The 18150-nt window shown below is 48.1% G+C and carries 20 protein-coding genes (1 of these 20 running past the window's edge); 11 read left to right on the top strand and 9 right to left on the bottom strand.

Annotation, left to right across the window (positions count from 1 at the left end; translation table 11 throughout):
• Positions 1–11: 11 nt before the first annotated feature.
• From ttcA to rph, 5 genes are read right to left on the bottom strand one after another with little or no spacing between them, the layout of a single operon-like run.
• Positions 12–908 carry a tRNA 2-thiocytidine(32) synthetase TtcA gene (gene ttcA / locus LEUMU_RS26650; RefSeq protein WP_022953610.1) on the bottom strand — a complete coding sequence of 299 codons (897 nt, stop codon included), beginning with the start codon at positions 906–908 and terminating at the stop codon, positions 12–14.
• 4 nt (positions 909–912) lie between these two features.
• Positions 913–2109 (bottom strand): M48 family metallopeptidase, encoded by a 1197-nt coding sequence (locus LEUMU_RS0117565; RefSeq protein WP_022953609.1) that lies wholly within the window; start codon positions 2107–2109, stop codon positions 913–915.
• A 56-nt stretch (positions 2110–2165) separates the two neighbouring features.
• A complete protein-coding gene (locus tag LEUMU_RS0117560; protein ID WP_084708127.1) occupies positions 2166–2912 on the bottom strand; it encodes a lysophospholipid acyltransferase family protein in 747 nt (248 codons plus the stop codon).
• Positions 2909–3493 (bottom strand): RdgB/HAM1 family non-canonical purine NTP pyrophosphatase, encoded by a 585-nt coding sequence (rdgB, locus tag LEUMU_RS0117555; protein WP_022953608.1) that lies wholly within the window; start codon positions 3491–3493, stop codon positions 2909–2911. Before rdgB ends, LEUMU_RS0117560 begins: the two co-directional genes overlap by 4 nt.
• Positions 3494–3517: 24 nt before the next feature.
• Positions 3518–4237 (bottom strand): ribonuclease PH, encoded by a 720-nt coding sequence (gene rph / locus LEUMU_RS0117550; RefSeq protein ID WP_022953607.1) that lies wholly within the window; start codon positions 4235–4237, stop codon positions 3518–3520.
• A gap of 177 nt (positions 4238–4414) precedes the next feature.
• Between rph and LEUMU_RS0117545 the strand changes: the two genes are divergently transcribed.
• Positions 4415–4918 (top strand): META domain-containing protein, encoded by a 504-nt coding sequence (locus LEUMU_RS0117545; RefSeq protein ID WP_022953606.1) that lies wholly within the window; start codon positions 4415–4417, stop codon positions 4916–4918.
• Positions 4919–4969: 51 nt separating this feature from the next.
• Here LEUMU_RS0117545 and LEUMU_RS0117540 read toward each other — a convergent pair whose 3' ends face one another.
• Both LEUMU_RS0117540 and LEUMU_RS0117535 read right to left on the bottom strand, forming a co-directional pair.
• Positions 4970–5440 carry a Dps family protein gene (locus LEUMU_RS0117540; RefSeq protein WP_022953605.1) on the bottom strand — a complete coding sequence of 157 codons (471 nt, stop codon included), beginning with the start codon at positions 5438–5440 and terminating at the stop codon, positions 4970–4972.
• A gap of 215 nt (positions 5441–5655) precedes the next feature.
• Positions 5656–6705 (bottom strand): succinylglutamate desuccinylase/aspartoacylase family protein, encoded by a 1050-nt coding sequence (locus LEUMU_RS0117535; RefSeq protein WP_022953604.1) that lies wholly within the window; start codon positions 6703–6705, stop codon positions 5656–5658.
• Positions 6706–6785: 80 nt separating this feature from the next.
• On the opposite strand from LEUMU_RS0117535, the gene LEUMU_RS28220 reads away from it, so the two are divergent.
• The 8 genes from LEUMU_RS28220 (at position 6786) to LEUMU_RS0117500 (ending at position 15074) form a co-directional block, all read left to right on the top strand.
• On the top strand, positions 6786–8243 hold the full coding sequence (locus tag LEUMU_RS28220) for a putative bifunctional lysylphosphatidylglycerol flippase/synthetase (RefSeq protein WP_051156064.1): 1458 nt from the start codon (positions 6786–6788) through the stop codon (positions 8241–8243).
• The gene (locus LEUMU_RS28215; protein WP_051156062.1) at positions 8177–9343 is read left to right on the top strand and encodes a phosphatidylglycerol lysyltransferase domain-containing protein; all 1167 of its coding nucleotides are present in this window, start codon (positions 8177–8179) and stop codon (positions 9341–9343) included. The genes LEUMU_RS28220 and LEUMU_RS28215 overlap by 67 nt, the downstream gene beginning before the upstream one ends.
• Positions 9344–9514: 171 nt before the next feature.
• The gene (locus LEUMU_RS0117525) at positions 9515–10135 is read left to right on the top strand and encodes a class I SAM-dependent methyltransferase (protein ID WP_022953603.1); all 621 of its coding nucleotides are present in this window, start codon (positions 9515–9517) and stop codon (positions 10133–10135) included.
• A gap of 189 nt (positions 10136–10324) precedes the next feature.
• Positions 10325–11539, top strand: a complete 1215-nt coding sequence (locus LEUMU_RS28210; RefSeq protein ID WP_022953602.1) for an NYN domain-containing protein — start codon at positions 10325–10327, stop codon at positions 11537–11539.
• Between the two features lie 120 nt (positions 11540–11659).
• The gene (gene dbpA / locus LEUMU_RS0117515; protein ID WP_026744885.1) at positions 11660–13045 is read left to right on the top strand and encodes an ATP-dependent RNA helicase DbpA; all 1386 of its coding nucleotides are present in this window, start codon (positions 11660–11662) and stop codon (positions 13043–13045) included.
• 23 nt (positions 13046–13068) lie between these two features.
• Positions 13069–13980 carry a hypothetical protein gene (locus tag LEUMU_RS26635; RefSeq protein WP_022953600.1) on the top strand — a complete coding sequence of 304 codons (912 nt, stop codon included), beginning with the start codon at positions 13069–13071 and terminating at the stop codon, positions 13978–13980.
• Positions 13981–13983: 3 nt separating this feature from the next.
• Positions 13984–14346 carry a CidA/LrgA family protein gene (locus tag LEUMU_RS0117505; RefSeq protein WP_022953599.1) on the top strand — a complete coding sequence of 121 codons (363 nt, stop codon included), beginning with the start codon at positions 13984–13986 and terminating at the stop codon, positions 14344–14346.
• A complete protein-coding gene (locus tag LEUMU_RS0117500) occupies positions 14346–15074 on the top strand; it encodes an LrgB family protein (RefSeq protein WP_022953598.1) in 729 nt (242 codons plus the stop codon). Before LEUMU_RS0117505 ends, LEUMU_RS0117500 begins: the two co-directional genes overlap by 1 nt.
• A gap of 11 nt (positions 15075–15085) precedes the next feature.
• On the opposite strand, the gene LEUMU_RS0117495 is transcribed toward LEUMU_RS0117500, so the two are convergent.
• Positions 15086–15601 (bottom strand): glycine cleavage system transcriptional repressor, encoded by a 516-nt coding sequence (locus LEUMU_RS0117495; protein WP_022953597.1) that lies wholly within the window; start codon positions 15599–15601, stop codon positions 15086–15088.
• Positions 15602–15795: 194 nt separating this feature from the next.
• Between LEUMU_RS0117495 and corA the strand changes: the two genes are divergently transcribed.
• Positions 15796–16857, top strand: coding sequence for a magnesium/cobalt transporter CorA (gene corA / locus LEUMU_RS0117490; protein ID WP_022953596.1), 1062 nt, complete (start codon positions 15796–15798; stop codon positions 16855–16857).
• A gap of 53 nt (positions 16858–16910) precedes the next feature.
• Here corA and uraH read toward each other — a convergent pair whose 3' ends face one another.
• Positions 16911–17261, bottom strand: a complete 351-nt coding sequence (gene uraH / locus LEUMU_RS0117485; RefSeq protein ID WP_022953595.1) for a hydroxyisourate hydrolase — start codon at positions 17259–17261, stop codon at positions 16911–16913.
• A gap of 97 nt (positions 17262–17358) precedes the next feature.
• Between uraH and puuE the strand changes: the two genes are divergently transcribed.
• Positions 17359–18150, top strand: the 5' portion of a protein-coding gene (puuE, locus tag LEUMU_RS0117480; protein ID WP_022953594.1) for an allantoinase PuuE. 153 nt of this gene lie beyond the right edge of the window; only the first 792 of its 945 coding nucleotides appear in the window; the start codon lies at positions 17359–17361; its stop codon lies off the right edge, out of view.

Here is an 18150-nt window from a genome sequence, read left to right as displayed (position 1 = left end):
TTGATAATAGCTTATTTTTTCCAGATAGGTATCACGGATTGAGTGCTTGGTGATACTGGCATGGGAATCTGTGGTGCATCAAACAAGGTATCGCCATCTTCCAAGGGCTTATCCTGAGTTTGAATGCCCACAAAATCGTATAAATTACGATCGAGCAGATGGGATGGGCTGACCTTGCCAAGCGCACTCATCATGCTTGATAAGCGGCCGGGAAAATCACGATCCCACTCACTGAGCAATTGCTTCATGGCCTGGCGCTGAAGGTTTGGCTGTGAGCCGCATAAATTACAGGGAATAATTGGGAACGCCTGAGCTTGGGAGTAGGCTTTGATATCCGCTTCTTTGCAATAAGCCAATGGGCGAATCACAATATTGCGGCCATCATCCGACACCAATTTAGGTGGCATGGTTTTCAAGCTACCGGCATAGAACATATTCAGCAGCACAGTTTCTAAAATATCTTCGCGATGGTGGCCAAGGGCAATTTTAGTTGCGCCCAGTTCCTGTGCCGCATTATAGAGAATACCGCGTCGTAAACGTGAACACAGCGCGCAGGTGGTTTTACCTTCGGGTACTTTATCCACCACAATACTGTAGGTATCTTCCTCTAAAATCTTATATTCAACGCCTAGTTTTTCTAAATAGGCAGGCAGCACATGCTCAGGGAAACCGGGCTGTTTTTGGTCCAGATTTACCGCAACGATTGAGAATTCAATCGGCGCTTTTTGCTGCATGTGTAGCAGTATATCCAACATGGTGTAGCTGTCGGCACCGCCGGACAGGCAAACCATAATCCGGTCGCCGGGCTCAATCATATTGTAATCCACAATGGCTTCACCGCTTGCTTTGCGCAGGCGCTTTTGCAACTTGGAAAATTCGATGGAAGCAGTGGCTTGTGGTTGGTTCATGGTATTAATCCGGTTCTACAGCTTGAGCAAGTGCCTGACAGATAAAACTGCGCGGGACACCTAATTTATCAGCGATTTCATTCATCACATCACGTTCTGCCTCAGTGGTGTGGCCACTGGCGCGTGACATAGTACATAAGTCGCGCATGACCTGCATCAATTGTGGTGTTGAGGCCAGTTCTTTAGCGGTTTTAATGCGCTCATCTAGGGTGACTTTTAGTTGTTCAATATTGAGATTCTTATCAAATTCACCCTTGCCGAAGAACGCTTCAAACGCTTTGATTTCTTCCTCAGAAATACCGTCACTGGCATCGGCAACACACAAGCTGGCTGCAAATAATAAGCGGCGCATATGAATGGCGGTTTTAGTTTGGCCTTCCAGATAGCTAGGCTCCATCAGGCTCATGACGCCCTGAACCGCCACTTCCAAATCATCTTTGGAAAGCGTGCCATTACCCAGTTCAGACTGATCAAACAAATCCAATGCTTTAACTCGCATGGGGCTAAATGGATGAGTTGAGAACCAGTCTTGCTTGGGTGCGCCTTGTCCGGGCTCTGCATCGACTAACTGCATCTCATTGACTTGTTTTAGGAAGTCCTGCAAATCAAATTGCACCAAGCTGCCGGTTAGACCAGAGGCCAGTTTAAATAAAGCCCGTGCCACGGCATCCAGATTTTGTGCGCAATGAGCACCGGCACGGTCTGCAGAGATTTCAGCGTAGCGAGACCAGGCAAACAACTCCAGCGCTAAGCGAGGACCAACCGGCGCTTCACCTTTGAGCAAATAACCGATGGGAATATCATGATGCTTGTAAACGTGATGCCCAAGCTCATGGCCGATTACAAACTTCAGTTCATCATCCTTAAAGCCTTCCAGCAGGCTGGAGGAGAACATCACATGCAGTCGACCTTCCTCCGGTTTAAAGCACATGGCGTTAAACTGTGGGCTAGGGTAAACATACAACTCCAGAGGGATATCCATTTGCAGCGTTTCGATGCACTCATCCGCCATGCGATGCACATCCGGTGCCATGCCTTTACTCAAACGCACCGACGTGGCGAGTAAATGACGCCGCAATCCGGTCGGGCCTTTTTCTTCATGACGCGCGATCATCTCATTCACTTTGATCACGTCGGGATAAGTCAGCAGCGTGTTATATAGCTGAAGATCGTTTTGGCAACGAATGGCTTCTGGTTTCATGATGTCCTCTCCGTTTTTCTTGTTTTATCGGTGCGGGCGTTACAAATACGCAAGGATTAGCGAACCGGTGGCAAATTCGCGCGCTCCGCTTTAATCCAAGCTTCAACTTCTTTAATAATTTGTTCTGAAGTTTTTCCCGTAGTTTCAATGCGTGGGCCAAAGCTCACCGTAATCGTTCCCGGTGTTTTGATCAGACCATTACGCGGCCAGCATTCACCGGCATTGTGAGCGACCGGATACACTGGACGACCACTGTGAAGCGCCAGTAACGCTCCACCTTGCTTGAAGCGTAGTGGTTTTCCTTGTGGCATTACGCGAGTGCCTTCCGGAAAAATACACACCCAGTTACCGCCATCTAAGCGCTCTTTACCATTCACATTGATCTGTTCAACAGCTGAGCCACCAGCCTTACGATCAATTGCGATCGGGCGTGACTTGGCCATGCCCCAACCGAAAAATGGAATGCTCAACAACTCCTGCTTTATCACAAATGACATAGAAGGCATGAAGTTCAGCAGAAACATGGTTTCCCAAGTCGACTGATGATTTGGCAAGATAATCGCTGGCTCATTAAGATCCAGATTCTCAAAGCCCTGCACCTTCCACTTGATGCCACAGGTCAGGCGCGCCCAGCCAATACTCAAGCCTGCCCAGGTTTGCAGGTATTTCACTCGCCATGGGTAAGGGAAAATACCGAGAAAGGGTGAAAACACGCCCATCACGCCGGTAATCAGAAAAAATCCTGCCAGCAGTAACAGCGAGCGAAAACCCAACCAAGCCGTCATTATTGGAGATCGTTTCATGACAAGCGCTCCAGTAAGTGTTGTAAAGCCTGTCCTCGGTGGCTAATGCGGTTTTTTTCCTGAGGGTCCATTTGTGCTGCTGCCATATTGTGAGTTGGCACAAAGAACAAGGGATCGTAGCCAAAACCCTGATCACCACTCAGTTGTTCCAAAATCCGACCTTCCCAAGTACCTTCGGCAATAATGGGGGATGGATCATTGGCATGCAACAGCATCACAATGCAGCAACGAAAGCGTGCAGTACGCCGAGCTTCCGGAACACCTTTCAACTCATACAGCAGCTTTTGATTGCAAGCCGCAGCACCCGCACCAATGCCCGCATAACGCGCTGAGTAAATGCCGGGCTGGCCTTGCAGCGAATCCACTTCGATTCCTGAGTCATCGGCAATTGCCGGTAAGCCAGTTAGCTCTGCCGCGTTTCGTGCTTTTAGAATGGCATTTTCGACAAAGGTGAGGCCGGTCTCATCCGCATCTGGCACATTAAATTCAGACTGCGGACGCACATCCATCCCGACACCGGCCAGCAGTTGCATGAATTCACGCACCTTGCCGGCGTTGCTGCTTGCGAGTACTACTTGCATTTCATTGGTCCTCTTAACCGGTCGTTACTCCAGGCCTAACACTGTGTTTTGTGCCGCCATAATCTCGTTAATGCCTTTTTCTGCCAAGGCCAGCATGTCGTTCATTTCTGTCCGAGTAAAGGCGTGGCCTTCCGCCGTGCCCTGAACTTCGATGAAATGACCACCAGAATTCATAACCACATTCATATCCGTTTCGGCATTGGAATCTTCAGGGTAGTCCAGATCCAATACTGGCGCGCCATTGAAAATACCCACAGAAACAGAGGCCAGTTGGGCATGCAGTGGATTGCGCTTCAGGTTGCGCTTTTTCATTAGCTTGGTCATCGCATCATGCAGGGCCACATAAGCGCCACTGATTGATGCAGTACGGGTGCCGCCATCAGCCTGAATCACATCACAGTCGATAATAACCTGACGCTCGCCCAGTGCTTCTAAATTCATCACAGCCCGTAAAGAACGTCCGATCAGGCGTTGAATTTCCTGAGTACGACCGGTTTGCTTACCGCGCGCTGCTTCACGTCCCATGCGAGAGTGCGTAGAGCGAGGTAGCATGCCGTATTCTGCAGTCACCCAGCCTTTACCTTTGCCGCGCATCCAGCCGGGTACGTTTTCTTCAACACTGGCAGTGCACAGCACTTTGGTGTTGCCAAACTCAACCAATACTGAGCCCTCTGCATGACACGTAAAGTCACGGGTAAAGCTTATCTTACGCATTTCATCGGTGGCACGACCGCTTGGTCTCATAGGAGCTCCTGAGGGAAAATCTAAATGGGATGAATTATACGGCTTGGGCGCGAATGAGGGGGATTAATTTTTGCTTTCTGGATTTGAGTTAAGGTTAAGCGAGCGTAAAAAGTCGACATTAGGGTTTACAGCCGGATATGAATGGTTAAAATCACTAAATTTACCGGAGTAGTAATAATGAAAACAAGACCACTAAGTGCCTATATTGCGACTGTTTTGAGCACTGTGCTACTCACTGCCTGTGTCGGAACCTCTGCAACGGCCCCTAAAGCGACCCCTGTAACAGCTAAACCGGCTGATTTAAGTGAAGCGCTTGCTGCGATGACTTGGCAATTAAGCAGTGTCGGCATGGTTGGGAAAACAGCGTCTCCGACTCTGAAGTCAGGCGATGCGGCAAACCGTTATTCAGTGACTTTGGTCGATAACCGAATCGGCGTGCGTGGCGGCTGTAATATTATGGGCGGTGGCATCACTTTAGAGGCAGCGCATAAGATCAAAATCGGCCCAATGATGGGTACGCGTCGTGCTTGCCCAGGTACTTTGATGCAGGCAGATGGTGAAGTCAGCGATTACTTATCAAAAGTAACATCCTACAGAGTAGATGGCACTTCGCTGGCTTTGTTAACCGACGATGCTCGCGTGATGAATTTTAAAGGCACACCTGCGGTCATTAAAAAGTAATAGACAATAAAAAGCCGGGAGCAAGTCCCGGCTTTTTCATAACGTTTGAGCTTACTTCTGAATAGCTCGCAGCATCCACGCTGTTTTCTCATGCAGACGCATCCGGTCAGAAACCAGTGATGCAGTAGACTCATCATCCGCAGCTTGTGCGATTTTCAGTACTTCGCGGCAAGTTCTCACCACCTGCTCATGGCCTTTGGTTAGCAGTGCAACCATTTCAGTTGCCTCTGGTACGCCATCGACTTCTTTAATTGAACTCAGCTCTGCGAAGGCTTTGTAAGTACCCGGTGCAGCAACGCCCAGTGTACGAATACGTTCTGCCACATCATCCACCGCAATCGCCATCTCGGTGTATTGCTCTTCAAACATCAGGTGCAATTCGCGGAACTGCATACCGGTAACATTCCAGTGGAAATTATGGGTTTGCAAGTAGAGCGTATAAGAGTCTGCCAGTAGACGCTTGAGGCCGTTGGCGATATTTGTACGATCCGTTTCATTAATGCCAATGTCGATTGTGCTCATTGCGATATTCTCCAAGAATAGTCGTGAAAGAATGAATGGTGGCCTCCGATTGGAGCCGCCTCAAATCAATGAACACAGTGTAGGAGGCTCACTTTAGAAAGTGAAATTGATAATACCGGACGTTACATTCGACTAAATCAATCACTGAAAATGAAACAGCCATAGGGCTTAGGCTATGGCTGTTTAAGTGCGATTGCCAGGTGAGTAGTATCGGCTTAGTTTACTTCAGCCCACATTGGATTTTCCCATTCTGCCGTTTCAGTGTGCAGCGCTTCGATGCTTTCGATTGCTCCATGCTCATCATCAAAGTGCGCGATATGAAAGACCGCATCGCCTTCGTGCAATAGGGGTAGATTGGTACAACCAATGATAATGCCGCGATAGGGCGAGCTAATGGTTTCTTCCTGCATGCCAAACGGGTCGGAAATAGTCCCTAAGAACTGCCCCTTCTTAACGTGGGTACCAAGCTCAGCTTTGGCACGCAAAATACCGCTACTCTGTGCCCGCACCCAATGCGAGGAATGCGCAATCACCGAGCTGATCTGTTTTTTAGATTTTTTCTTAGGCAACATACCCAGTTGGCGCATGACATTCAGCACACCGCGCATACCGATACGAATGCAGGACTCATCAAAACGCAATGCTTCACCGGCTTCAAACAACAACATAGGAATGCCATTTTCTGCCGCATAATGGCGTAGTGAACCATCGCGTAAATTAGCATTCATGATAACCGCCGCGCCAAAGGCTTCAGCCAGTGCCTGCGTTTCAGGGTTGTCTAGTTTGGCGCGAATCTGAGGGAGGTTATCGCGGTGAATTGCGGCAGTATGTAAGTCGATGCCGCAGTCTGATTTAGAAACGATTTCTTCAACAAATAGATGAGCCAAGCGGCCAGCAACTGAACCTTTGCTATTACCGGGAAAGCTACGGTTGAGGTCTCGACGGTCTGGCGTGTAGCGGGTTTGCGCTAAAAAGCCCTGCACATTCACAATGGGAACTGCGATTAAGGTTCCACGTAGTTTCTCCAAGCCCTTATAGTCCAGTACGCGCCGAACAATCTCAATACCATTGATTTCATCGCCGTGAATCGCTGCGCTGACGAACAAGATAGGGCCGGGGCGCTTACCGCGAATAACCTGAATCGGCATGGTCAGCGTGGTGTGGGTGTAAAGGTCAGTGACCGGCAGTTCAATGCTTTTTCGCTCGCCGGGAGCAATGACATGTTCCCCAAACGTTAGCATATCATTTTGATTTTTTTCTTTCATAATAGCTCATGTTTATGATTAACCATCTATATGACGCGTAGACACTCCTAAAAGTTACATTTATTTTCATAAGGTAGCGAATGAAATTACCGCAATTTAACTGGCATTGGCTGGTCGCACTCCTCAGCCTCGGCATTTTTGGCATGGCTTTGTTTGGCTTATCGAAGATTGCCAAGTCGATCAACCCCGGCGATGTGCTCGCGGCCCTACATGCCATTTCGCCTTGGCAGCTCGTATTGGCGGGGTTAGTGACTGTGGTTGCCTACCTCATGCTGACTTGTTACGACGTGCTGGCATTGTGCTATATGAAGGTGAAAATCCCGTACTCTAAAGTGGCGCTGACTTCATTTACGGCTTATTCGGTTGGTCATAACGTGGGGCTAGCGGCATTATCTGGTGGCTCCATTCGCTATCGTTTGTATTCACTGGCGGGGCTCAATACTTCGCAAATCGCGAATGTCATCCTGCTGACCTCACTGACGTTTACCTTTGGTATCTCCGCCATGCTGGGTATTGCCTTAGCGGTGGAGCCGGTTGTACTGACTGAATTGTCGATGCTGTCGGAAACAGAACTACGCGCTTCTGGTGTAGCAATCTTGCTGGCGCTAGCGGGCATTATGCTGTGGACTGGAAAGAATGGCCGGCTGATTACGCTCCGGCATTGGCAACTCGCCTTGCCATCAGGCTCGATGATCTTGCAGCAAATCATTCTGGTTGTGCTGGATATTTTTGTCATCGTATACATGCTGCATTTGCTGCTGCCGGACAGTGTGCAAGTCACTTATACCGAAATTCTCACCGCTTTTGTGCTGTCTATGGTGATTGGCATTATCAGTCATGTACCGGGTGGCTTGGGCGTGTTTGAAGCGTCAATGACCTTGGCGCTGCCACAAGTCCCGCAGGATATTATGCTGGCGACTTTGTTAGTGTTTAGACTGTTTTATTACATCCTGCCGTTTCTGGTGACCATCGTGCTGTTATTGGTCCACGAATGGGGACAGCATCGCAGTACCGTGCAAAGCTGGGGTGATAAAGCGCAGCGCTGGATTAATCGCTTCTTCCCGCAAGTACTGGGAACGCTAGTGTTTATGTTGGGAGCGTTTTTACTATTCTCCGGTTCAATACCCAATGATCCCGCTCGGGAAACTTTATTGGGTGAATTTATCCCATTAAGCTTGATTGAAGCCTCTCATTTGTTAGCCAGCGCCACGGGATTTTGCTTGTTAATTCTGGCGCATGGACTGTTTAATCGTTTGGATGGCGCATGGCATATTACGGCTTGGCTGCTAATGTTAAGTGCCGTAACGTGCCTATTCAAAGGCTTAGATTACGAAATAGCACTATTGTCATTAACTATGCTGGCGTTGCTTTGGAGCGGACGACGCGCGTTTTACCGTAAAACCTCGCTCATGGCACAGGCAATGACACCTGAGTGGTTGCTGCTGACAGGCGTGATCGTTGGCGGCAGCTTATGGCTTGGTTTTTTGCCTTTAAGCATGTTGAATACCGAGCGGACCTTTGGTGGTCTTTTGCATTAGATGGCAATGTCTCACGCTTTTTACGGGCCAGTGTCGTTTTGATTGTGCTGGGAATTGGTTTTGCGCTATATCGTTTGTTGCGGCCGAGCTGCATCACACCGGAATTACCTGATCAGGAAAGTCTCGATAAAGCCGCTGCGATTCTAGTCAATAGCCAGTGTGCGCATGCTGCTTTGGTATTGCTGGCGGATAAGTTCATTCTGTTTAGCGACAGCGGCCGCAGTTTTCTGATGTATCAAATTCAGGGTAAGAGCTGGATTACAATGGGTGATCCGGTCGGCGATGAGTTGGATTTTGAAGAGTTGCTATGGACCTTCCGCGAGCAATGTGACCTGCAAGGCGGGCAAACCGTTTTTTATCAGGTCTCAACTCAGTGGTTACCGCTATATATCGATATGGGGATGGCGTTATTAAAGTTAGGTGAGAGTGCCTTGGTTGAGCTCCCTAACTTCACACTGGAAGGTAAAAAACAGGCCGACTTACGCCAAGCATTAAGTAAAGGTAAGCGTGAGAATCTGAGCTTTGAGGTATTATCAGCCGAACAGCTAGCGCCGTTACTGCCCGAGCTTCAGCAGATTTCTGAAAACTGGATGGGCAGCAAAAATACGCGTGAGAAAAGCTTTTCGATTGGCTCGTTTAATACCGACTACTTACATCACTTTCCTTGTGCCGTGGTGCGTTTTGAAGGGAAAGTGGTTGGCTTTGGTAATCTCTGGTGCAGTGGTCAGCAGCAAGAGGTAGCGATTGATTTAATGCGTTATCACAGTGATGCACCAAAAGGTGTAATGGATTACTTGTTTGTGGAATCCATTTTGTGGGCGAAAGCGCAGGGCTACCACTGGTTTAATTTAGGAATGTCTCCATTATCAGGGCTGGAAAAGCATCGCTTAGCACCCGTGTGGCATCAGATTGGTAATTTAATGTTCCAGCACGGTGAACAGTTCTATAATTTCGAAGGTTTGCGGCGCTACAAAGAAAAGTTTAACCCAGTATGGCAGCCAAGCTATCTGGCCGTACGCAGTAATTTATATGCGCCGCGTGGCTTACTGGATGCAGCAGTACTGATTTCGGGTAGCTTAAAAGGCGCATTGAAAAAATAGAGACAGAATAGATAGCGCTTAGAACCAACTGAATAGTTGTTGGTTTATTTTGCTATCAACTGAGTTCTTTTGATAGCATTGATCACCGCTCTGGCCTTGGTTGGCCTCTGGGGAAAATCACTAATAATAATAGATAATTTCTTACCAACGACGAATAGAAAATTAAACCTTATGATCACATTGGTGCAGCGACAAGTTGAGTTTTTTGCGGAAAAGGCGGGAAAGTATCAGCGTAAAATCAGTCCGAATTTGATTTTCTTTAAAGAAATCCTTATGCATCCACGGGAAGTCGGGGCCTGTTGTCCGAGCTCTGCTAAGCTAGCCACAGCGATGGCGACTGCGGTTGATTGTGAGCAATCAGGTTTTGTGGTGGAGCTGGGTGGCGGCACTGGCATTATTACTAAAGCGTTGTTGGAGCAGGGTGTTGCGCCAGATCGTTTAATTACCGTGGAGCGCTCGCCAACCTTAGCGGCTTTGCTGCGTAAACAGTTCCCACAAATCCGTGTGATCGAAGGCGATGCCAGTGTGTTGGACAGCTTGCTCCCAGCGGATGTTGACAAGATTAGTGCTGTTGTTTCTGGTTTGCCATTTCGCTCACTCCCCAAGCCGGTCGTCTCTGCCATCAAACAACAAATTAAACAGTTGCTAGTCAAAGACGGTGTTTTCGTGCAATTCAGCTATAACCTAGCCGTTACCTCAATTGATGAGGATGAGCAGCTCAAACCAAAGCATAAACAATTGATCTGGGCCAATTTGCCACCAGCTCGTGTGGATGTCTTTCGCCGCACTTAAAGCCACTCTTCGAACCTGAACCAATGTTTAGCTTTTAGGGCTTGTTCTTCAGCGATTCTGCTGTATATTCTAAAAACATCTCTCTTTTATAAAAATTGATTAACGGAGGTGAATGAATGATCTGAAAGTCCGCTACAGCCAATTGAAATCAATAATATTCTAAAACCGGCTAACAACAGGGGATAAGACATGACTGCTAAAAATATTGCGATCTTCGTGGATGTGGAAAACCTGACGAATTGGGTTAAACACTGTGGTCCCGAATATCTCATGGAAACCCTGCACGATCAGGGTTCGGTAACGGTACGAAAAGCGTATGGCAACTGGTCAAATAACGCTATTAGTTCACTACAAGTAAGCCTTGATCGCTTCGGCTTTGATTTATCTCACAATTTTCATCCGGTCAGTGGTAAAAACTCGGCCGATATTCAACTCACTATTGATGTAATGGACTATGCATGGCGGATGCCGGAGTTGACCTGCTTTGTGCTAGCCACGGGTGATTCTGACTTTTCTCCGCTGTTTCGCGCGCTGAGGGCAATGGGTAAAGAAGTCATTGGTGTAGGGCCAAAGTCTCCATTAAGCAAAAGTGTGGAATCTTCCTGCTCACGCTATGTGTATACCGATATTGTCCGCGAAAAGCCGCAACGCCTGACCAGCTCCGGATTTAATAAGGCTATGGCATTAGCTCGCAATACGCTACGTAACTTAAACGGTTATGCGCATTGCTCTGAGCTGAAAAAACGCATGCTGCTGATTGATCCGGAGTTTGATGAGAAAAAGCACGGTTTCCCAACCTTTAAAGCGTTTCTTGAGCGGATTAATGCCATTCGCTTAACGCCGATCACCGACAGCCATGAGATGGTGGCTTACATTGATATGAAGCTGGAAACACCGAAACCGGCTGCACCTGAAACAAGCTCTGAAAGTACTGAAAAGAACGAGACTACACTGGAACAATATCAGCGCTATTTACGTAACGAGCGTTGGCACCCAGTTAGTAAAAGCGTTTTGGTTCGTATCTATCATGCGACTGCGGCTTTGGAAGCCATGTCGATGGTGGATTTGGAAAATCGCCTTGCGGCAAACCTTAATCGTCACGTCTCTCGCGATTTGATTCATCACAGTCTGACGGTGTTTATGAAGTCAGGTTTGTTCAACCTGTCACTGAAAAGCGATGGGGCTGCTCGGGATACCAAGCTCTGGAAGCTGGAGAAGAAGCCGGATTATATTCGGGATATCGACTTTTCACTGCTGACTCGCTTGCTAACTGCAATTGATGAGCATAAGCAAGTCATTGATTTAACAGTCATAGAAGCGTTGTTATATGGTCGTTATAGCTTGCAGGAGCAGCACCAATTGGTATCCGATGCCAGTACTAAGCTGATTAATCTGAACTACTAAGCGTGTTTGGCTTACCTAATGTATTGATCATAAATTCTCAATTTTGATCCTAGCTAGTGACTAAAACGATGTAAACTATTGTCGGAGTCAATTGGCTCCGCTATTTATCAGGATACTATTGTGAGCCAGACAGCTTTTTCATCTCTACGACTACAACCCGAATTACTGGAGAATCTTAATTCTCTTGAATACAAGGAGATGACGCCGATTCAGGCGCTGAGCTTGCCAGACATTCTGGAAGGCAAAGACATTATCGCTCAGGGTAAAACCGGCTCCGGAAAAACCGCTGCGTTTGGTCTTGGCCTGCTGGAGCGTTTAGAGGTTAAACGCTTTCGGATTCAGGCGTTGATTATGTGCCCGACTCGCGAGTTGGCCGATCAGGTCGCTAAAGAAATTCGCCGGTTGGCGCGTTCGATTCACAATATTAAAATCCTGACCTTATGTGGCGGTATGCCGTTCGGCCCTCAAGCGGGTTCGCTAGAGCATGGCGCGCACATTATCGTTGGAACGCCAGGTCGTATTGATGATCATCTGCGCCGTGGCACGCTTAATCTGGACCATGTACACACATTAGTGTTGGATGAAGCCGATCGTATGTTGGAAATGGGCTTTCAGGATACCATCGACGCGATTATTGAAAAGATGCCAGAGCAGCGTCAAACGATGCTATTTAGCGCAACCTTTCCTAGTCAGATCAAAAAGATCGCCAATCGGATTATGCAGAAGCCAGTTATGGTTAAAGCACCATCCATTCACGAAAACTCAGTGATTACTCAACACTTTTACCGAACTGAAGATGCTTATCGACTGATGGCGTTGCGTTTGCTATTGCAGCATTTCCGCCCTGAGTCGACGGTGGTGTTTTGTAATACTAAACGTGAAACTCAAGATGTGGCGGATGCTTTGCATCAAAACGGCTTTAGTGTGGTGGCTTTGCATGGTGACCTTGAGCAGCGTGACCGTGATAAAACACTGGTGCGCTTTGCGAATAAGAGCGTATCGGTATTGATTGCAACGGATGTCGCGGCGCGTGGTTTGGATATTGATGGCATTGATATGGTGGTTAACTACCGCATTGCTTTCGATCCTGAAATTCACTTACACCGCATCGGACGCACGGGCCGTGCGGGCAGTAAAGGTATTGCTTGCTCTTTATACAGCGAAGATGAAGCGCATCGTGTAGCGCTCATCGATGGTGATATTGACCCTATCAATGGCGCTGAAGAGTTACCGCCAATGAACTTGTTGGATCAGGCACCTATTCAGCCAAATATGAGTACGATTTTGATTGATGGGGGTAAAAAGCAAAAAGTGCGGCCGGGTGATATCCTTGGCGCATTAACCGGCGAGCAGGGGATTGCCGGTAAGCAAGTGGGTAAAATTCATTTGTTTGATAATTGGGCTTATGTTGCAGTTGCATGTGAGGCATTACAACCGGCACTTAAAAAGTTGAGTACTGGAAAACTAAAAGGCCGTACCTTCCGCGCGCGCGCAGTGCGGGACTAAACGGTTCGGGAAAATAATCCTATATGTTTGTATATGGAATTAAGGTGGGTGGACTACTTCAGGCGGATAACGCTTATGAGTTAGTGCATGCGCAATTTGGGGTAGATGAGACGACGTATCGACAGGCTTATGATCAGCGTGAAGTACTGATCATTTGGGAGCCTGAGCGTGATGGTGAATTATTTTTTGAAGATGAGTATCAGGACCTGAGCCAAGCGTTCTCGGAGCTTTCACGCAAAGGTTTGCAGTTCACTGTGTTTCGCCAGCGCTTTGGTGATCAATGGAAAGAAGTTGCTGACTACTCTGAGCGCTTGAAAAAAGGCCGCAAGATGTGGCGTGAAGAGCGTTTGCGGGTAGAGGCTGCCGGTGAGTCGTTACAGGCGTTTCTGGCTAAAGAGTCTACCTCCGAAGACATGGAAGTACTGCGCCCCTTATTTCCAAAAACGATGGCTGAGTGCCTGAAAGGTGGGGATGACGGCGTGCTGAAAGGCGCTGAAATCCTGCTGGAAGTGTTTCCTTCGCTAAAGCGTGGGGATAGCGGCCGGATTCTGTATGCGATGCAATTACTGCATGAGCGTCGTAACAGTAAATGGAAGAGCCGCTCGGGATGTGCTTGGGTGTCGATTTACTTCTTGATGGCAACCATTGAGATGTTTGCAATCTACGCTTGGTTGGCCGATGGTTTTGACTGGCACGGATTGTTAGCCGCACCGGCGGCTTTTGTGATCGGTTTGATGCCTGGGTTAGGCTCCGTATTCGCTTATCAGGGCGCAACGAATGTTTGGGGCTGGGAGAGTTGGTCAGCGTTAATGGCGTTCTTCTGGTACTACTTGCCAATTTTATTCGTGATTGGTGTATTGGCGTATGCCTTGAGTAAAGGCTCAAGCAAATTGGCTTGGAACCGGATACTCGGGCGTAGTAACGATAAGGAATAGGTCATGATATTTCTGAACGGGTTAACGCTATTGCTGATTTATCAGCTAGTGGGGGAGTTTACGGTACTTTACCTGAAGCTTCCTGTACCCGGCCCGGTGATGGGAATGATTTTACTGTTTATCACTTTATTAGTGCGTCGCGGCACGCCTGACTCGCTGGCGACTGCCTCTGGTAATTTATTGAGTCACTTATCCCTGCTATTTGTGCCTGCGGGCGTTGGCATTATGGTTCACTTTGAGCGCATCGGTAATGAGTGGCTGCCAATCAGTGTGGCAATCTTGCTAAGTGCCATTATTACCTTCGCAGCCACTGCCGGTATTATGGTGGCTTGCAATCGCTTGATCTCTAAGCCGGAACCTAAATAATGCCAGAAACGGATTTAGCAACACTCTGGGTTTATTTATCAGCTTCGCCACTATTGGGGTTAACTGTCACCATGGTGGCTTATAGTCTGGCGTACCGGTTATACGTTCTGACCAATATGCATCCCTTATTAAACCCGGTGGTCATTTCTGTTGCGGTGCTGATTAGTTTTTTAATGCTCACAGGGACCACTTACGAAGCCTACTTTGCTGGTGGACAATACGTGCATTTCCTATTGGGGCCTGCCACGGTTGCGCTGGCAGTTCCTTTGTATCAGCAATTTTCCAAGCTTAAGAGATTATGGTTTCCGGTAGCCGTGGGCTTATTGTCCGGTGTTACCATTGGCATATTAAGCTCTGTTTACATCGCGCGCTGGCTGGGAGCCAGTTTGCAGACGCAACTATCGCTGGCACCCAAGTCAGTGACTGCGCCGGTCGCTATGGGTATTTCCAAGCAAATTGGAGGCCTGCCTTCATTAACTGCGGTACTGGTTATTGTGACTGGTATTCTGGGTGCTGTGTTTGGCACCAAAATACTGGCGCTTATGGGTATTAAGGATGATAGCGTGAAGGGAATTGCGATGGGTGTCACTGCTCATGGTATTGGTACCGCACGAGCATTCCAAGTTAGCCCTGAGATGGGTGCATTCTCTGGCTTGGCGATGGCGCTATCTGCGTTCGCCACGGCGGTGATTTTGCCGTGGCTACTGGATGTAATCGGTTTTATGTAAGCGGGTTTGCTTTAGCTGAAGTTGATATCAACCATTAGCTGATTGGGCAATTCTTCCAAAGCATCCTGAACCTGTTGTGCAGTCACGTCTTTTGGCAGCCCTAAACTTAGCTTGGCATAAAACAATAGCTCGGCAGACATGGGCGCGCTGCGTTGCTCAGAGCTCAGCTCTTCAATATTGACGGATAAGGTCAGTAGCTGATTGGTCATGCGGTTGATAATGCCGGGTGAGTCTTGGCCTAGTACTTCCAATTCCAGCGTTTCAACCGTGTCAGCAGCAATTTCGCTGGCAGTCGCATCGACGCTGATTTCCAGTCCGTCATCTTCCAGATCGTGCAACGCAGAAACCAAATCATCAAATTCTGACTCCGGTACCGACACCATCAGTAGGCCAGCAAACTTTCCAGCCAAATGAATCATGCGGCTTTCGGTCCAGTTGCCCTGATATTCTTTTAGGACATCGGATAGCATTTTTACCAAACCCGGACGGTCATCACTTAAAACCGTTAAAACGAGTGACATTTGCATAAAGGACTCCTCCAGAACTGTGTTGTTAATGAAGGCATACTGACATAAGTTATCAGTGGGTGGTAGCCATGATCTGCCTTATTGCGAGTGATGGTGGCGTTCAACGGATGCCATGACAGTTTAGCCCAAGAAATTTATCTGTTATTTTGCACCTTGCTGTAATTCCTAAACTGCCTGAAGAGTATCGCTCGCGTATGAAGCCATTTAACAAGTTTTATCATCTGCCGGGAACGGCGCCGGGTACGTTAGTGGAGTCTGAGGAAGGGGCGGATATTCAGGCACATTCCACGCTTTGGACTTACAATGGTGCGATCATTAGTTATGTGCCGAATACCGAGGCAGATGTAATCAGTTTTAAACCGGCGGATGAGGTTGATCATATTACGTGGCTGGATACGATCGGTAATCAGTCTACTTCACGGATGCAACAATTAGGGGAGTCATTTGGTCTGCATAAACTGGCACTGGAAGATGTATTAAACGCCGGGCAGCGGCCTAAGCTGGATGTACATGAAAAGCATCTCTTCATCGTGCTTAACTTACCCAAAATGGTCGGTGATGATATTGAGCTGGAGCAAATTAGTTTATTTGTCGGCAAGCACGGTGTTTTAAGTTTTTGTCAGGGCGATGGCGCAATTTTCGATCCGGTGCGCAAACGGTTGAAGGACCCCGTAGGGCGCTTGCGTAAACAAGATGCTAATTATCTGTTGTATGCATTGATGGACTCGGTCATTGATGCTGCATTTCCGATATTGGAAGAACTCGGCGAGGCGGTTGAGGATTTGGAGGCGCGTATTCTGGAGGTGCCGGATAAAGAAGTGCTGACAGAGTTGCATCGGGTTCGCCGTGATTTATTACTGCTTCGACGCGGCTTATGGCCACATCGGGAAGTACTGAGTCATCTATTACGGGATGATGAGGGCAAGCTAGACCAAGAACATCGCCCGTATTTTAGTGATTGCTATGATCATGCCATTCAGATTATTGATCTCATTGAGACCTATCGGGAAATGCTGGGTGGTTTGCTTGATGTTTACTTATCCAGCGCCAGTAACCGTATGAATGATGTCATGCGCCTACTAACGATTATCTCAACCATCTTTATTCCTCTGACTTTTCTGGCGGGCGTTTACGGGATGAACTTCGCTAATATGCCCGAGTTACAGTGGCCCTATGCCTATCCCGTACTATGGGGGGTGATGATTGGGATTGTCGCAGTGATGGTATGGCTGTTCCGGCGCAAAAACTGGCTGTAAGCGCGGCAGGTGCGTAGTGCTTACAGCCATCGTGGGTATTTAGCCTTTAAGGCTTAACTCCCACGATAGGTGGAATAACTCCAAGGCGTTGCCACTAGTGGCACATGATAATGCTGGTCCACATTGGCAATCCCGAATCTCAGAACCACTTCATCGACAAATGCAGGATCATCCATGGGGACCTTCAATTTACGAAAATACTCACCGATATCAAACTCGATCTCGAACGTGCCTTTAGCCATGGTGTCGCCCTCTAATAAGGGAGTATCCAGTCTGCCATCAGAGTTAGTCGTATCAGATTTCAGTAAAACTCGTTCGCTGCCGATGCTGAATAGTCGAACCGCAACGCCAGTCGCCGGCTTGCCATGTGCAGTATCTAAAATGTGCGTGGTTAACTTACCCATATTTATTTCTCCTTTTAATTCAATTTAACGCTGCGACTTTGTAATATCAACGAAAACCCGCGCTCAATTGAGCCGGATACTTTAAGGAGCCTGAGCAATGAGCCAACAAGCGAACCCTGGTAATGATTATCCCCGCGATCTGATCGGTTATGGAGGCAAGCCGCCACAGGCAAATTGGCCTGGCAATGCCCGAATTGCAGTGCAGTTTGTGCTGAACTACGAAGAGGGTGGCGAGAACTGTGTATTGCATGGCGATAAGGGCTCGGAGCAGTTTCTGTCGGAGATCATTGGTGCGCAGTCTTATCCCGATCGACACTTAAGTATGGAGTCTATCTATGAGTATGGCTCGCGGGCTGGTGTCTGGCGAATCCTGAAAGAGTTTGAAAAGCGTGAATTACCGCTAACTATTTTTGGGGTTGCGATGGCTTTGCAACGTCACCCTGAACTGACTAAGGCATTTGTCGAGCAAGGCCATGAGATTGCCTGCCACGGTTTGCGCTGGATTCATTATCAGGAAATGCCCGAAGAGCAAGAGCGGGAGCATATGCAGCAGGCGATTGAGATTATTGAGTCGCTAACCGGTAGCAAACCTAAAGGTTGGTACACCGGCCGCGATAGTCCAAATACCCGCCGCCTATTGGTTGAGCAGGGTGGGTTTAGTTACGACTCCGACTATTATGGTGATGATTTGCCATTCTGGACGGAAGTTGAAACTACTGCGGATGGCACAAAGCCGCATCTGGTGGTTCCATATACCTTAGACACTAATGATATGCGCTTTGCCACACCTCAAGGCTTTAATAGTGGAGAGCAATTCTTTAGTTATCTGCGGGATTCCTTTGATGTGCTGTATGCCGAAGGGGAGACCGAGCCCAAAATGCTGTCAATT

The organism is Leucothrix mucor DSM 2157 (genome assembly GCF_000419525.1).
GTDB classification, from domain to species: Bacteria; Pseudomonadota; Gammaproteobacteria; order Thiotrichales; family Thiotrichaceae; genus Leucothrix; species Leucothrix mucor.
The sequence above is the reverse complement of the archived record's forward strand: the minus strand, read 5'-3'. Positions and strand labels throughout refer to the sequence as shown.

Coding starts and splice junctions, on each gene's coding strand:
- LEUMU_RS0117505 (WP_022953599.1), top strand. CDS start 13,984: ATGATATTTCTGAACGGGTTAACGCTATTGCTGATTTATCAGCTAGTG.
- corA (WP_022953596.1), top strand. CDS start 15,796: ATGAAGCCATTTAACAAGTTTTATCATCTGCCGGGAACGGCGCCGGGT.
- LEUMU_RS0117545 (WP_022953606.1), top strand. CDS start 4,415: ATGAAAACAAGACCACTAAGTGCCTATATTGCGACTGTTTTGAGCACT.
- LEUMU_RS0117535 (WP_022953604.1), bottom strand. CDS start 6,705: ATGAAAGAAAAAAATCAAAATGATATGCTAACGTTTGGGGAACATGTC.
- LEUMU_RS0117560 (WP_084708127.1), bottom strand. CDS start 2,912: ATGAAACGATCTCCAATAATGACGGCTTGGTTGGGTTTTCGCTCGCTG.
- ttcA (WP_022953610.1), bottom strand. CDS start 908: ATGAACCAACCACAAGCCACTGCTTCCATCGAATTTTCCAAGTTGCAA.
- LEUMU_RS26635 (WP_022953600.1), top strand. CDS start 13,069: ATGTTTGTATATGGAATTAAGGTGGGTGGACTACTTCAGGCGGATAAC.
- LEUMU_RS28215 (WP_051156062.1), top strand. CDS start 8,177: ATGGCTTGGTTTTTTGCCTTTAAGCATGTTGAATACCGAGCGGACCTT.
- LEUMU_RS28220 (WP_051156064.1), top strand. CDS start 6,786: ATGAAATTACCGCAATTTAACTGGCATTGGCTGGTCGCACTCCTCAGC.
- LEUMU_RS0117565 (WP_022953609.1), bottom strand. CDS start 2,109: ATGAAACCAGAAGCCATTCGTTGCCAAAACGATCTTCAGCTATATAAC.
- LEUMU_RS0117525 (WP_022953603.1), top strand. CDS start 9,515: ATGATCACATTGGTGCAGCGACAAGTTGAGTTTTTTGCGGAAAAGGCG.
- LEUMU_RS0117540 (WP_022953605.1), bottom strand. CDS start 5,440: ATGAGCACAATCGACATTGGCATTAATGAAACGGATCGTACAAATATC.
- LEUMU_RS0117495 (WP_022953597.1), bottom strand. CDS start 15,601: ATGCAAATGTCACTCGTTTTAACGGTTTTAAGTGATGACCGTCCGGGT.
- LEUMU_RS0117500 (WP_022953598.1), top strand. CDS start 14,346: ATGCCAGAAACGGATTTAGCAACACTCTGGGTTTATTTATCAGCTTCG.
- rdgB (WP_022953608.1), bottom strand. CDS start 3,493: ATGCAAGTAGTACTCGCAAGCAGCAACGCCGGCAAGGTGCGTGAATTC.
- uraH (WP_022953595.1), bottom strand. CDS start 17,261: ATGGGTAAGTTAACCACGCACATTTTAGATACTGCACATGGCAAGCCG.
- LEUMU_RS28210 (WP_022953602.1), top strand. CDS start 10,325: ATGACTGCTAAAAATATTGCGATCTTCGTGGATGTGGAAAACCTGACG.
- rph (WP_022953607.1), bottom strand. CDS start 4,237: ATGAGACCAAGCGGTCGTGCCACCGATGAAATGCGTAAGATAAGCTTT.